The organism is Mycobacterium cookii, assembly GCF_010727945.1.
Classification (GTDB): domain Bacteria; phylum Actinomycetota; class Actinomycetes; order Mycobacteriales; family Mycobacteriaceae; genus Mycobacterium; species Mycobacterium cookii.
The window spans coordinates 4,995,219-5,009,656 of sequence record NZ_AP022569.1; the positions used below are offsets into that span (position 1 = coordinate 4,995,219).

Annotated in this window: 12 protein-coding genes and 1 pseudogene; 5 read left to right on the top strand and 8 right to left on the bottom strand. The window is 64.7% G+C overall.

Annotated elements, in window-relative coordinates; genetic code table 11:
- Nucleotides 1–38: 38 nt before the first annotated feature.
- Nucleotides 39–620: a TetR/AcrR family transcriptional regulator gene (locus G6N27_RS23555; protein ID WP_163780642.1), complete on the bottom strand. Its 582-nt coding sequence runs from the start codon at nucleotides 618–620 to the stop codon at nucleotides 39–41.
- A gap of 116 nt (nucleotides 621–736) precedes the next feature.
- Between G6N27_RS23555 and G6N27_RS23560 the strand changes: the two genes are divergently transcribed.
- The 3 genes from G6N27_RS23560 to G6N27_RS23570 are packed head-to-tail and all read left to right on the top strand — an operon-like array spanning nucleotide 737 to nucleotide 3,722.
- Nucleotides 737–1,585, top strand: coding sequence for an alpha/beta fold hydrolase (locus G6N27_RS23560; RefSeq protein ID WP_163780644.1), 849 nt, complete (start codon nucleotides 737–739; stop codon nucleotides 1,583–1,585).
- A 14-nt stretch (nucleotides 1,586–1,599) separates the two neighbouring features.
- Nucleotides 1,600–2,844, top strand: a complete 1,245-nt coding sequence (locus G6N27_RS23565) for an NADH:flavin oxidoreductase/NADH oxidase family protein (RefSeq protein ID WP_163780645.1) — start codon at nucleotides 1,600–1,602, stop codon at nucleotides 2,842–2,844.
- 2 nt (nucleotides 2,845–2,846) lie between these two features.
- The gene (locus G6N27_RS23570) at nucleotides 2,847–3,722 is read left to right on the top strand and encodes an SDR family NAD(P)-dependent oxidoreductase (RefSeq protein WP_163780647.1); all 876 of its coding nucleotides are present in this window, start codon (nucleotides 2,847–2,849) and stop codon (nucleotides 3,720–3,722) included.
- 3 nt (nucleotides 3,723–3,725) lie between these two features.
- On the opposite strand, the gene G6N27_RS23575 is transcribed toward G6N27_RS23570, so the two are convergent.
- The 6 genes from G6N27_RS23575 to G6N27_RS23600 form a co-directional block, all read right to left on the bottom strand.
- Nucleotides 3,726–4,433, bottom strand: coding sequence for a TetR-like C-terminal domain-containing protein (locus G6N27_RS23575; RefSeq protein ID WP_163780650.1), 708 nt, complete (start codon nucleotides 4,431–4,433; stop codon nucleotides 3,726–3,728).
- Nucleotides 4,434–4,467: 34 nt separating this feature from the next.
- The gene (locus tag G6N27_RS23580; RefSeq protein ID WP_163780652.1) at nucleotides 4,468–6,087 is read right to left on the bottom strand and encodes a GMC oxidoreductase; all 1,620 of its coding nucleotides are present in this window, start codon (nucleotides 6,085–6,087) and stop codon (nucleotides 4,468–4,470) included.
- Nucleotides 6,084–7,547, bottom strand: a complete 1,464-nt coding sequence (locus G6N27_RS23585; RefSeq protein ID WP_163780653.1) for a class I adenylate-forming enzyme family protein — start codon at nucleotides 7,545–7,547, stop codon at nucleotides 6,084–6,086. Before G6N27_RS23585 ends, G6N27_RS23580 begins: the two co-directional genes overlap by 4 nt.
- Nucleotides 7,547–8,461 carry an alpha/beta hydrolase gene (locus G6N27_RS23590; protein WP_163780655.1) on the bottom strand — a complete coding sequence of 305 codons (915 nt, stop codon included), beginning with the start codon at nucleotides 8,459–8,461 and terminating at the stop codon, nucleotides 7,547–7,549. The genes G6N27_RS23585 and G6N27_RS23590 overlap by 1 nt, the downstream gene beginning before the upstream one ends.
- Entirely contained in the window at nucleotides 8,461–9,438 is a 978-nt protein-coding gene (locus G6N27_RS23595; RefSeq protein WP_163780657.1) for an enoyl-CoA hydratase/isomerase family protein, read from the bottom strand. Before G6N27_RS23595 ends, G6N27_RS23590 begins: the two co-directional genes overlap by 1 nt.
- A 291-nt stretch (nucleotides 9,439–9,729) precedes the next feature.
- On the bottom strand, nucleotides 9,730–10,311 hold the full coding sequence (locus tag G6N27_RS23600) for a TetR/AcrR family transcriptional regulator (protein ID WP_163780659.1): 582 nt from the start codon (nucleotides 10,309–10,311) through the stop codon (nucleotides 9,730–9,732).
- Between the two features lie 145 nt (nucleotides 10,312–10,456).
- Here G6N27_RS23600 and G6N27_RS23605 point away from each other — a divergent pair, with 145 nt between their 5' ends.
- Both G6N27_RS23605 and G6N27_RS23615 read left to right on the top strand, forming a co-directional pair.
- Nucleotides 10,457–11,281 carry an SDR family oxidoreductase gene (locus G6N27_RS23605; protein WP_163780661.1) on the top strand — a complete coding sequence of 275 codons (825 nt, stop codon included), beginning with the start codon at nucleotides 10,457–10,459 and terminating at the stop codon, nucleotides 11,279–11,281.
- Between the two features lie 325 nt (nucleotides 11,282–11,606).
- Nucleotides 11,607–12,622: pseudogene (locus G6N27_RS23615) on the top strand (AMP-binding protein); the annotation flags it as partial.
- Between the two features lie 177 nt (nucleotides 12,623–12,799).
- Here the strand turns inward: G6N27_RS23615 and G6N27_RS25460 are convergent.
- Nucleotides 12,800–14,281: a PE family protein gene (locus G6N27_RS25460; RefSeq protein WP_232064769.1), complete on the bottom strand. Its 1,482-nt coding sequence runs from the start codon at nucleotides 14,279–14,281 to the stop codon at nucleotides 12,800–12,802.
- Nucleotides 14,282–14,438 lie beyond the last annotated feature (157 nt).

Consider the following 14,438-nt stretch of genomic DNA (forward strand, 5'->3'; position numbering starts at 1 on the left):
CCGTACACTGTGCTCCACGACCTGTAAATCGATCGGTGTCACTTTGCCGTGGGCCGCTTACCTCGCGCGGTAGGCCGATTCGCGGCGATGAGCTCCTCCAAGTGATGGGAGACCTGTTCGAGCGGCTTGGTCGATCGCGCCGCGCGCGAGAGGATGACAGCCCCTTCGACCGCGGCGACTATCGTCGTCGAAAGCGACTGTGCCACCGAACGTTCGATTTTCTCGCCGATCAATCGGTCGGTCAATAACTCCTCCCAGGTGGCGAATGCCTTAGCGGCGGCGGCGGCCGCCTCCGGGGCCTCGTCCCGAGCGCACGCCGCCGCCACGATTGGGCAGCCACCCTCGAAGTTAGAGCTCACCAGGACCTCGCTCCACATCCGGGCGAATGCGGCGACCGGATCAGGCTCGTCCACGTAGTCGCGCAAGATGGCGGCCATCTCGTCACCTGCGGAACGCGTTGCGGCGGCAACGAGTTCGGCCTTTCCGCCGGGGAAATTCAGGTAGATCGAACGCCGGGTCACCCCGCTGGTGTCGAGAATCTGCGCGATGCCCGTGCCGGCCACGCCGTGGCGCTGCATCAGGGTCGCGGTGGCTGAGGTGAGTCGATCGTGTACCCGCATGGTTTGCAATATACCAATCGGTTTACTATGGTGGCGAATGTCGGTACACCAATCGGTATACCCAAAACCTCGTCCGCCGCTGGCGCAGCCTGACCCAGTAGCCCGAAAGGCAACAGATGACCACGAAGACGACGACGTGGAAAGACGCTCCGACCCGGACGATCAACGTCGACGGCACTCCATTCGCCTACCGCGAACTCGGCACCGGCTCCGGGGTTCCGGTGGTGTTCCTGCACCACCTGATGGCAGTGCTCGACGACTGGGACCCACGAGTCATCGACGGCTTCGCGGCCCACCATCGCGTGATCGCCTTCGACAACCGCGGTGTCGGTGCAACCGGCTCCAGCGTGCCGCCGACCATCGAGCAGATGGGTACCGATGCAATAGCCTTCATCCGCGCCATGGGCCTCGACAAAGTCGACCTGCTCGGATTCTCTCTTGGCGGCGGCGTCGCCCAGATGGTCGCCCTCCAAGCGCCGGAACTGGTGCGGCGCATGATCCTGGCCGGCACCGGTCCCCGCGGCGGCGGCGGCATCGACAAGATGGGCACGATCGTCGGGGGTGCCTACATCAAAGCTCTGCTCACCCGAAGCGACGCCAGGAACTTCCTGTTCTTCCCGCGCGACGCCGAGGGCAAGCGCGCCGCCGCGGCTTACTTCTCCCGCCTCAAGGAACGCACCCACGACCGCGACAAGGGCATCTCGATACAGGCCCGAATCGCACAGATCAAGGCCATCCGGCACGCCGGGCTCAGTGAACCCGACGACCTGTCGGTCCTCACCATGCCCGCCTTCGTCGCCAACGGCGACCACGACCTCATGGTCGACAGCGCCCACTCAGCCGACATGGCGCGGCGCCTGCCCAACGCGACGTTGAAGATCTACCCCAACTCCGGACACGGCGGAATCTTCCAGCACCACCAGACCTTCGTGCCCGACGCCCTGCAATTCCTCGCCGCCGAATAAGAAGGAAGACCACCATGACCTCGCTGCACGAACCGCTGACCCTGCCCTGCGGCCAGGTGTTGCCCAACCGGATCATGAAAGCCGCGCTGAGCGAAGCGCTGGCCGACAAGACGAACGCCCCCGACGAACGTCTCGAGCGGCTGTACACCAGCTGGAGCGAGGGTGGCTACGGGTTGGTCATCACTGGCAACGTGATGGTCGATCGCACGCAACTCGGCGAGCCGGGCAACGTGGTGATCGAGGACGAGCGCGACCTCGACGCGCTGTCGCGCTGGGCTAAGGCCACCAAGGACGGTGGCATCCCGATCTGGGTCCAGCTGAATCATCCTGGGCGCCAATCCAACCCGCTGGCGCTCGGGCACAAGCCGGTGGCCCCGAGTGCGATCCCGTTGAACCTGCCGGGTTCGCCGACGCCTCGCGAGCTGACGTCGGTCGAGATCGAAGACATCATCGAGCGGTTCGCGACGGCTGCCGCGGTATGCGAGGCGGCGGGTTTCGACGGCGTGCAGATTCACGGCGCGCACGGCTACCTGGTCGCGCAGTTCCTGTCACCGCTGTCTAATCAGCGCCACGACGAGTGGGGCGGTGACCCCGAGCGGCGGATGCGGTTCCTGATCGAGGTGGTGCGCCGCATCCGGTCCCGTGTCTCGCCCGCATTCGCGTTGGGGCTCAAGCTAAATTCGGCAGACTTCCAGCGCGGCGGCTTCACCGAGGACGAGTCCCGCGGCGTGCTCGCGGCGCTCGCCGGGGAATGTCTCGACCTGATCGAGGTGAGCGGCGGAAGCTACGAGGCGCCCGCCATGATGGGTAAGGCGGCTGACAGCACCAGGGCCCGCGAGGCGTACTTCCTCGAATACGCCCGCACGGTGCGCGGCGTCGTCGGTGACGTCCCGCTCGCGGTCACCGGAGGCTTCCGGTCCCGCGCCGGCATGGAGGACGCAGTGAGCAACGGCGAGTGCGACGTCATCGGGCTCGGTCGACCCACGGCGACGACCACCGATGCGGCTACGGCAATTCTGACCGGACGAACGGACACGCTCAAGGTTCACCAGATTCGGGCGGGTATGCGTCGTGTCCTCGGCAGATTCGTTGACCTCAAATCACTCGACGGGATCCTCGAACTCAGCTGGCACGCCGATCAATTGCACCGCGTCGGCGCCGGGCTCGCCCCAGACCTCAACAGAGGCCGGATCGCCACCACGGTGGCGATGGTGCGCCGCAACGGCGCCACCTCCTTCGGCCGCAAGCGCGGGCTGTAGCGATGACACCGAAGCTGCCTCGTTCCAAGCGATACCCGTTGTCGGGCAAGGTCGTTCTGATTACTGGTGCCGGCCGCGGGCTGGGAGCGGCCACCGCGTCGACACTTGCCGACCGCGGTGCGAAGGTGGTGATCGCCGACATCGATCTCGCCTCGGCACAGCAGGTCGCCGAGACATTGCCGGGCGGCCGCGGCCTTGCGGTCGAGTGCGACGTCACGCGGCTCGAGTCGGTCCAGGAAGCCGTCCGGAAGACGCACGACGTATTCGGCGGAATCGACGTCGTGATCGCCAACGCCGGAATCCTCGGACGCGGTGGCACCATGCGAACGCTGCCGCCCGCCGAGGTGAACCAGGTGATGTCCGTCAACGTCGCCGGGGTCGTCAACACGGTGTCGGCGACGCTCGAGTCCATCATCAGCAGTCGGGGTCAGGTCGTCCTGGTGAGCTCGGTCTTCGCCTTCATCAACGGCGCAGGCGCGATTCCCTACGCGATGAGCAAGGCCGCCGTCGAGCAACTCGGACGCGGTCTAGGCGTCGAGCTGGCGCGGCACGGCGCATCGTCGATGACGGCCTACTTCTCCCTCATCGAGACCGACATGATCCACCAGGGCATCGACGCCAATCCCCATGTGCAGGCGCTGCTCTCGGCCATGCCGAAGTTCATCCTCAAGCGCATTGCACCGCATACCGCCGCAGCCGCGATCGCCGACGGGATCGAGAGTAGGAAGCGCGCGGTCCTGGTCCCAGGCCGCTGGCGGCCAGTGGCGGCGTTGCGCGGGATCGCCGGACCTGCCACGGATGCCACACTCACCCGCAACGAGAACGTGCGACATGCGCTGGCGCAACTTGAAGACGCTGGCCGCCTCGATGTGAACTAGCGGTTATGAAGCGGCCTGGACGGCCGCCGCATGAGAAGCGGCGGCCGACCGTGCATCGTCACCCAACCCGACGACGAGGTTGATCATCATCGGTTGCAGGACCTGCCGAACGGGATCGTCGAACTGCGCCAGGTGATCTCCGAGTTCCAGCGTGACGAAGCCATGGACGGTGCTCCACAACTGGGCAGCGATCACCTCGGGGTCCTCGCCGGCGCGAATGCGACCACTGTCCACCAGCCGGGTGCAGGCTTGTATCAGGTGGGCGTAGGCCTTTTGGAAATTGTCGGCGCGGCTGCGACCGGCGGACTCGGCGGTTTGCAGCGGTCGATAGCTGCCGCGGGTGGACAGTCCGAACATCAGATCGTAGAGGTGTGGATTGGCCTGAGCGAACCGGCGAGACGCCAACGCCATCGCGAAGAGCGCGGTGACGGGATCTTCTCCGGCGGGTGCATCGAGGAAGGCCTCACCCAGGTCCCGAAATCCCCGGTCGACGACGGCGTTGATCAATTCGGGCAGCCCGCCGAGGTGGTGGTACACCGCGATCGTGGATAGGCCGGCGGCCTCGGCGACCGACCGCGCCTTGATCTCGCCGGGGCCCTTTTCGGCCAGCAGCGCGATCGCTGCTGCCACAAGCTGAGTGACTGCTTGATCACGATCCAGCCGTGCGCCCGACTCCTTCTTCACGGGTTTGGGCTTCACGGGTTTGGGCATTGCAGCCACACACCTCCTGTTCGGGGGGCCTCGATCAACGACGCGCGTCGGCGTTACCAGCATCTGCCGTTGCAGGGATCTGAGCCATCGCGTACTCGGCGAGGGCGGTGATGGTCAGTGCTGGGTTGACGCCGGGATTGGCCGGTATCGCCGAGCCGTCACAGACGAGCATGTTGTGGTAGCCGAAGACGTGCAGATTCTTGTCGATAACACCGCTGACGGGGTCGCCGCCGATGACGGCACCGCCGAGCAGGTGCGCGGTGGAGGGAATGTTGCCAAGCGCCTCCAGCACGTTGCTCTGGGCGATGCCCCCGGTGCGATCGGCCAGCCAGCGGGCCGCCTGATTGCCCATGTCGATGTAGGTGGGATTCGGGTTGTCAGCGTTCTGTTGGGTGGACAGTTTATAGCCGTGTCCCCACCGGCGCTTGCGGGCGCGGAAGGTGATCGCGTTGTCGCGCGACTGCATCACCAGCAGCATCACCATGCGTCGGCTCCAGCCCACCGGCCATAGTGTCTTGAGCCAGCGCAGCGGGTGCCGCACGATCTCGGCGATCCACTTCAGCGGCCGCGTCACTCGGGTGCCGTCGCCGACCAGCACGGTGTAAAGCAGGCTCAGCATGTCGGCGTTGGGTCCGTAGGTGAGCATTTCGACGTGGGTGTCGGGGTCGACGTGCACGCTGCTGCTGGCGGTGACGTCGCGCCAGCTGCCGCGGTCTTCGGGCAGCAGAACGGTCAACACGGATTCGCTGTTGGTGCGCACCAATTCACCCAGCCGATCACTGATCCGCGGCAGCGAACCACCGTGTTTGCAGCTGGCCAGCAGTTCATTGGTGCCGAGTGCTCCGGCCGCGAAGATCACCCCGCGGGTCGTGTAGCTCTGCAGCTCGCGTCGTCGTCTGGGCCCGGGGTGTTCGGTGGTAACGCGATAGCCGTCGCTGCCGTCGGGATTGCCCAGCGGGACGACGTCGATCACCTGGTGTTCTGGCAGGATCTGCACGCCGCGCTTCTCGGCAAACCACAGGTAGTTCTTGGTCAGTGAGTTCACCGCCCCGACGCGGCAACCCACCATGCAGGCACCGCAGCGAGTACAGCCGGTGCGGTCGGGGCCTTCGCCGCCGAAGTAGGGGTCGGGCACGGTTTTGCCAGGTTCGCCGAAGAACACACCGGTGGGTGCGCGGCTGACGGTGTCCTGTGTGCCGAAGTGCTCACCCATCTCCCGGATCCATTGCTGGTGAACGGAATCGAACGGGACCGGGGCCGCGCCGAGCATCTGCTCGGCGGTGTCGTAGTGCGGCGCCAACAGTTGCTCCCACGGTCCAAGACCGCTCCATTGGGCGCCTTCGAAGAATTCTTTTTTGGCGCGATAGAGCACACCGCCGTAGACCAGGCTGCCGCCGCCGACGCCGCTCTGTGAGGGAAAGAAGACGTGCCGAAACGCCGACGTGCGCATGATCCCCAGCTTGCCCAGTCGGGGCGCCCAGGTGTACTTGTCGGATTGCCAGGCCGAGGTGGGGAGGTCCGTGGGCTCGTAGCGGCGGCCGCGTTCGAGGACTCCAACGCGAAAGCCCTTCTCCGAGAGACGTAATGCGGAGACACTTCCCCCAAAGCCCGATCCGATGATCAACCAGTCGTAGTCGAAATCGGTGGTGCTCACGTCGGCTCGCTGGAGTGGGCTGCGCGCAACGGGCCCTTGTCGGTCTTGCCGACGGGGTTCTTGGGGATGGCGTCGACCACGATGATCGACGTGGGCCGCTTGTAGCCGGCAAGCTTGCGGACGCAGAGTGCTTGCAAGGCTTGGGAATCGATGGCGGCTCCCGGTCGCGGGGCGACGTAGGCCACCACGATCTCGCCCCACTTCTCGTCGGGCGCTCCGATGACCGCGGCCTCGAGCACCGTCGGGTCGGCGGCCAGGACGTCCTCGATCTCGCGGGGGTAGATGTTCTCCCCGCCGCGGATGATCATGTCCTTGGAGCGGCCGGCCAGACTCAGATAGCCGTCGGCATCACGGTGACCGATGTCGCCGGTGTGCAGCCAGCCGTCGACGATGGTGCGGGCGGTATCTTGCGGGCGGCCCAGATAGCCGCGCATGAGGTTGGGCCCGGCGATGAGCACCTCACCATCGACGCCGATGGGCACCTCGGCGCCGGACTCGTCGACGATCCGGATCCGCTGACCGGGGAAGGGCTTGCCCACCGTTCCGGCGCGTGGATCCTCGATGGGGTTGATGGTGGAGGCGCAGGTGCCTTCGGAGAGTCCGTAGCCCTCGATGAGCGGAAACCCGTAGCGGGTTTCGAAGCGGCTCAACAACTCTGAGGACGCGGGTGCGGCGCCGCAGATCGCAAACCGCAGCGACGAGGTGTCGGGGGTGACGTTGACCGGCAAGGCGGCGAGCATGGTGTAAATAGTCGGCACCGCGCTGAAATAGGTGGGCCGCTCGCGTTCGACGACATCGAAAAAGGTGCGGGGGTCGAAACGGTCGGCGATGACGACGCTGGCGCCGGCCAGTAGCGGCGTGACGATGCTGACCACGATGCCGTTGACGTGAAACAGTGGCAGAATCAGCAGGCACCGGTCGGCCGGTCCGATCTGCAGAGCCTGGCGGCCCATGTCGGCCATCGCGTCCAGGTTGGCGTGGTCGAGCATGACGCCCTTGGGTGTGCCGGTGGTACCGCTGGTGTAGATCAGCAGCGCCAGCGCCGAGGGATCATCGTGTGGTGGTTGAACGGGGCCCACCGGGTGGCTGGCCAGCTGCGCGACGGTCAGGGTGAGTACATCGTTGGTGGCCGTGGCGTCTTCGTCGTCGGTCACGAGTAGGCGTGCCCCGGAGTCGGCGAGTTGTCGGGTGACCTCCTCGCCGGTGAGGCTCGGGTTGACCGGTGTGACCGCGGCACCCAGGCGCCAGGCCGCGAACAGCAGGACCACGAACTCGACGCGATTGCGCAGCTTGACCGCCACCACGTCACTGACGCCGATCCCGTTGTCGTGCAACAGCTGTGCAGCCGTATCCACCCGTTCGAGGAGTTGTCCGTTGCTCAGTGCTTGACGAGCATCGGCGACGGCCGGGCCGTGGGGATCGTCCTCGGCGCGACGATCGGCCAGCGACGAGAGCTTCACTACGCCGCTCCTGCGGGGTTCAGGTGTCGGGTCAAGAACTCGACTTGATCACTGACCAGCGCCTCGAACGGCTCGCCGAGGTAGAACTCGAAGTGCCCGGCGTCGTAGTGCTTGATCTCGCCGCGGGGCGCGGAGCGTGCATACCGTTCGGTCTCCGTGGGAGGAGTGACGGTATCGGTATTGCTGATGCAGAACAGGATGGGGAAGGTGATCTTCTTTGCCGCGCGTCCGGGCCGGTATGCCATGATCGTCGGCGCCACGCGGGCGGCGACTTCGTTGCGGAACGTCGTATCGGGCGGCAGCAGCGCCTGGTAGCCGGGCAGGGCGTCGGGGGCGTTCATCAGGGACAGTGACCCAGGGGGACCGGCCAGCGTGATCATCGCAGGTGTCCTGCGACGGGCGATCGAGACGTAGTCCCTGGCGACCAACGGCAGCACCTTCAGTGAGGCGACCGGCCCCAGCGCGAGTGCCGAAGCGAGCCCATCGGTGAACGGGCATTGGGCGACAGCGGCTTTCATTTCGGGGTGACGCGACGCGACGGTGATGGAATGCCCCCCGCCAAATGAACTGCCCCACACCGCGACCCGCGTACCGTCGACGTCGCGTCGACCCTTCACGTACGCGATGGCGGCATCCCAGTCCGCGAGTTGACGTTTGATCGACAGCAATTGGCGGGGCTGGCCGGTGCTGTCGCCGAAATGCCGGTAGGTGAACGCCAGCGCGGCGATGCCCGCTTGGGCGAACCGCTCGGCGAAGGCGTCCAGGCGCATCTCGCGGGTGGCACCGAGGCCGTGCCCGAGGATGACCACCGGCGGTGACGGCACTCCTTCGGGCAAGTAGAGCCACGCGGCGCAGGTGTCCTTGCCGGAGGTGAACGATACGTCGAGACGGGTGAAGGATGGCGTCGAACTCATCAGCGGGTCTCCGCCGAGGCCGTGGCGCTCAGGGCGGGCACCCGGCCCGTTTGCAATGCCTGGGCGTACGTGTCGTCGTGGTAGAGCGGGAGCTCGCCGACGGAGTCGATGTCCGCGAGGTATTGCAGCATCAGGTGCTGACCCTCCTTGGACTGATCGGTGCCCAGGAACTCGGTCCGCTCGAAGTGCAGACCTTCCGACAGCGACATCGACCCCCCGAAGTAGACCGAGCGCTTGATCGCCTCGACGGAACCTCTGGTCCGCTTGCCGAAGTACTCGGCCACCTCGACCGCGCGCGCCACGACGTCTCCGGGCTCGACGACTTCGTCCACGGCTCCGTTGGCCAGCGCCTGCGCGGGGGTGAATGGCTTGCCCTCCAAAATGGCGACGAGCGACTTGTGGGTGCCGATCAGTCGAGTCAACCGCTGGCTGCCGCCACCGCCGGGCATGATGCCCAGGAGCACTTCAGGCTGGCCGATGAAGTAGTCCCCGTCGGCCATGATCCGGAGGTCACACGCCCAGGCGAATTCCGCGCCAAGGCCCAGGGCCGAACCGTTGAGGGCGGCGACGAAGATGACGCCGCTGGCGTTCATCCGCAGAAACGTCGCGTGCAGTCGGTCGAGCTGGGCGACTCCGCGTAGCGGGGTCTTTTGCACCACCGGATCCAGGACGCGGGCCCGGTCCATGCCGCGGGCCAGGCGCAGCGCGGCCGACGCGCTGCGCCGGCTCAACTCCGGTACGGCGGCGCCCTCAGCTTGCAGCCAACGCACGTCGGCGTGGCTGACGAACCGGCCCTCACGAGCGCCGGTGAACACCACGGCGTGCACGCCGGGATCGCTGTCAGCCCGGTCCACCAGCGCTTCGAGTTGATCGGCGATCTGGATGCCGAACAGGCTGTGCGGCCCGCCGTCGACGCGCACGACCAGGACCGTTCCGCGGTCCTCGATCACGAGCTTGCCCTCCACCTGCTGTGTCATCGGTACCCTCTCGATTGGTTTCTAGAACGAAGTTATCACATACTAGAACGAAGTTATAGTATGTGCAAGGGGGCCATCCTTACTGATTACGCCGGATAATTCGAATCCCCTTGCCTCCGCCCGTATATGTAGTTCAGAGGCATGAAACGACGTTGCGCATCGATGGGATACGTGCCATACGGGTCCCGCCGAAATCGCCCCGGTGAGTCCGGAGTTTCCGGACATCCAGGCCGATTCACGGTGCCTAGTTACCTATGTGCGGACTTTGCCTATTCCGGTTTCAAGTACTGCTCAGGTTGATTGAGGATCGTCGACGATGGCGATGGCGGCGGCAAGCCCTGCCTCGAGCGCTTGTTGCTGAGAATGGCTGCCGGGAACCATTGCACGCGAGACCGTGACCGCACCGACCATCAATGCGACGAGGCTCCATGCACGTTGCTGCGCCCGCTGGGGATCGCCGCCGAGAGCGTTGGCAATTCGGGTGGCAAAGACCGTCGCCTGACGATCGTAGATTTCTCGCACGGCTGGATGTCTGGCCACATCTGCACTCAATGCAGGCATGACGCAACCCGTTTCGACGTCTGCAGCGTGCGTGTCGCCGATGTAGTAGGCCAGAAAGTCTTTCAGTCCATCGATGTCGTCATTCGGCGAATCGGGACGGGCGGAGAACTGTCCGAGATACGTCTCGATGATCGCCGCGAGCAGCCCGGCTTTGTTGGTGAAGTTCGAGTAGACGGCGCCGGAGGTGACGCCAGCAGCGCTGGCGATGCCGTCAACACCGATTCCGTTGAAGCCGTTGACCTTCATCTGTTCAACCGCGGCTTGTAGCAGCGCACCGCGAAGCTTCTTTGTGTGGTCCGGCGGATACCTCACGCCTGGCACCTTCCCGTCGATTGACAACATGTCTTCGTTATCGTAGCGTACGTTACCATAACGATCGTAATTAATGTGAATCCGGGCGGATCTTCTTGCATTCCGCTTCCTGACCTGTCGATGTATCGACGAGAGAAGAGATGAAATGCCTTCTGTTTTGGTTACCGGCGCCGGTAGGGGCATCGGTTTGGCGATCACTGAGCACATGAGCGCGCGGGGCTGGGATGTCTATGCCACTGCTCGCTCTGAAGCCGCGCTGCATAGCCTGAGTCGGATGCCCAATGTGCATCCGATCCCGCTGGACATCACCAACCGCTCCGATATCGCAGCGCTGCCGGCCCGATTGCCCGCAGGTCTCAACGGCCTGGTGAACAGCGCCGGGATCATCGTCAACGGCCCGGTGGAGGGACTGTCGCTGGATGACCTGACCGGCCAGCTCGACGTCAACGTGATCGCCCAGATCGCGGTGACCCAAGCGGTCCTGCCGATGATCCGCGAAGCCGGTGGCCGGCTGGTGTTCATGTCCTCGGTCAGCGGGTTCATCACGACCCCGGGCACCGGCGCCTACAGCGCCTCGAAGTATGCGATCGAATCATTGGGTGATGCGCTGCGAATCGAGCTGCGGCCGTGGAAGATCCCGGTCTCGCTTATCGAGCCCGGCCCGATCCGTACCGATATGTGGGGCAGCGCCCTTGACGAGTACGACCGCATGACCAAACAACTGTCCGAGGCGCATCGCCAGCTGTACGCATCGCATCTGGCCGGCACCCGCAAGTTGTTGGGGCGGATGCAAAAACTGGCCGCCGATCCCAAGAAGGTCACCAAAGCGGTCAACCACGCGCTGACATCGCGGCGCCCGAAACGCCGCTACCTGCTCGACACCCTCAGCCGCGGCCAGAAGCTCACCTTCGCCGCCACCCCCACCGCGGTCACTGACGCAATCCTGGCGGCCGCCACCACCTCAAAATGAGAACCCGCCCGTGCTCGTCATCGAGCCCTGTCCGCACGCTGGTGCGCGCGGGTTCGAGCACGTTGTCGGCGTATCACCCAGTGCAACAGCATGTTTCATAACCCTTAGATGCGGTCGTAATGGCTAGGAGCCAAAAATGAATGCCACAGCGTCGGTGAAGGAAGAGATCGGTTTTCGCGCCCATGACGGGGTGATGCTGCGGGGGTGGGTGGTGACGCCGGACTCCGAGGGTCCGCATCCCACCATCGTGATGAGCCCGGGCTTCACGGGATCGATCACCCGGCTGGGAGATGTCGCTGATGCATTTGTCAGCCATGGGTTCGCCGTTCTGATGTACGACCAGAGAACGTGCGGCCGACCGAAGGGCATCCGCCGGCCAATGAGCGCAACGAGCAGCGCCGGCGTGACGAGCACCTGAGCCCCGCCCCGACCTATCACACGGCACCGGCGATGTGGTCGATGTGCGCTCAGGCGATCGGCGCGACCACCGTGATGATGGAACGTTTCGACGCGCAACAGGCGCTCGATGCCATACAACGGTACGGAGTGACGCACGCACAGTTCGTTCCCACGATGTTCGTGCGCATGTTGCGGTTGCCCGACTCGACGCGGATGGGTTTCGACCTGTCCACATTGCGGCGGGTGGTCCACGCGGCAGCGCCGTGTCCGCCAGACATCAAACGGCAGATGATCGACTGGTGGGGCCCGATCGTCGACGAGTATTACGGCTCGTCTGAGGGCGCAGGTATTTCGTTCATTCGCGCTGAGGATTGGCTGAAGCGGCCGGGCTCGGTGGGCAAGCCGATGTTAGGCACCCCGCACATCCTCGACGAACACGGCAACGAACTCGGGCCAGGCGAGGTCGGCGAGATTTACTACGAAGGTGGTTACCCGTTCGAATATCTCAACGACAAGGCAAAGACCTCGTCAGCGACCAGCGCCGAAGGCTGGGTGACCGTGGGGGACGTCGGCTACGTCGATGACGACGGTTATCTGTTTCTGACCGACCGCCGCCACAACATGATCATCTCGGGCGGGGTGAACATTTACCCGCAAGAGGCCGAACACGTTCTTATTAGCCACCCACTCGTCGTGGATGCGGCGGTGTTCGGCATACCCGACGACGAGTTGGGGCAGTCGGTGAAGGCCGTGGTCGAACTTGTCGATCCTTCTAACGCCGGTGACGAGGTGGCGTCGACCTTGATGTTCTGGGTACAGGGGCGCCTTGCCAAGTACAAGTGCCCGCGTTCGATCTCGTTCGAGGAACGGCTGCCGCGCACCGACGCAGGCAAGCTCTACAAGCAGGTCCTCATCGAGAAGTATTCGGTCAAGGCATGTTGATGCCATCAACACCTTCCGTGTATCCGCAGGTCGTTTTGCGTACTTTCGCGTCGTTTCCCGTCGCGGAATCCAGTGTTTCCGCAGCTCAAGGCTATTTATGCGCCTGCTTCGATTCCCGGCAGCTCCACCACAGAATAAGCAGTTTGGTAGATCGGGATGCTTTGATTCGTCTGTCGTTTACGGCGGCAGTACGATCCCGGCGGCCTGGCCCAGGATGATCTGCTGGCCGCCGGGGGGCTCGTAGACGCCCATGGGCCCGTAGACGCCGTACACCGGGTCGGTCGGACCCGCCCCCACGTAAATGTCGTTGATCCAGCCCGTGGACAGGGTGTACACGGCCGCGGTGTTGCCTGGCGGGGAGAACTTTGTCACCACCTGGGAGACGAAGTCGATGAGGGGCTTTCCGCCCAGCATCGAGTCGACATGCGAGCCGTTGACAAGCTCAACCCCGACGAACTGATCTGGGTACAGACTCACCAGTTCGTTCGTGGTGGCACCGAAAGCGTTCCACGCCTGGGGCGGCGCGGACACCACATAGTCGGGGATATCCAACGTCTTCAGCTCGGCTATGGAAGCCGCGAAGCCCGAGGGACTGGTTGAGACCCCGTCGAACATCACCACACCGAGAAGGTGATTGTCGGTGGGGTTCGGCCCGAGGTCTGCCACGTAATCGCCGCCGGCGGCCGTGGCGAGGCCGCCGCCGGCGGAGTGTCCGGTCATCATGAAATCTACCGGCAGCGTGCCCAGGTAACCGGCTTGGTTCGCGCTGATGTTCAGCGACGTCTCGCTGCCCAGGAACAACGAGGCCACGGCCTGCTGCATCGGCTCGCCGTTCAGCCAGGCGCCGAACGGCAAAGGAATCGACGACAGGGTGGGAACGACGACGATGCTGTCGGTGTGCTGCGCCAGCTGGGTGGCCAGGTCGTTGTAGAACCAACCTATTGCCCCGAAGCCGTGCTGGAGGTAAATGACACCGTCGGCCTGTACCGAACCGTTCGCCTCGGTCGGGAAGTACCAGTGCGTGGGGGCGTCGTAGCCAAAGGGACCAACGGGAATTTTCAGGAGCGAGAACCCGTCCTTGACCCCGGTGACCCCGTTGGTGGCCGCGGCGGTGGCACCATTGCCGCCGTTATCGAACAGCAGCCCCCCAGTTTGACCGTCGGTCGGCGCCATCGTGGCGCCTCCGACGCCATCAGCGCCGTTACAAATCAGCCCGCACGCACCGGCGGTCGGATCGTCAGCCGGATCGACCTGGGCAAACCACGCATTAAGCGAGCTGTCGACCTGCTGACCCAACGCGCTGTTCATCCAGTCCTGCTCGAGCCCCTGCAGCCACGTGTCAGCAGGACTGGCCGCCGCCCCCAGGCCCAGGTTGGCGGCATCAGCGGCATGCGAGCCGGCAGCGCCCAGATCCAGCGCGGCGGTGGCGTCGATACCGGACACGGCATCGGTCACCCCGGTCAGCGCCTGCTGCAGCGGCTGGATGATCGGATCGAGGATCGCGTCAAAAACATCGGCCTTGGCCGGCGGCGCGGTCGCCAGCGGGCTCAAGCCGAACGCCAAAAACGCTGCAGCACTTGACGATAGGCCCAGCACCCGCCAGCGACGCGCCTTGGCGCTTGGTGACAGACGACTCGGCTTCGTGTGCCGACCAGCCATAGTTCCACCCTCGCTTCTTGGGCGTCCTGCAGGTGCTTCAAAGGCCTGGCATTTCTCAGGTCCTGTTAAGCTAATCCTCACGTGTTAAATAAAGAAGCTGAATCGAGGAATTTTCCAGAAGATTTCCGGCCGATGTCCTCACCACGGCAAAAGCCCT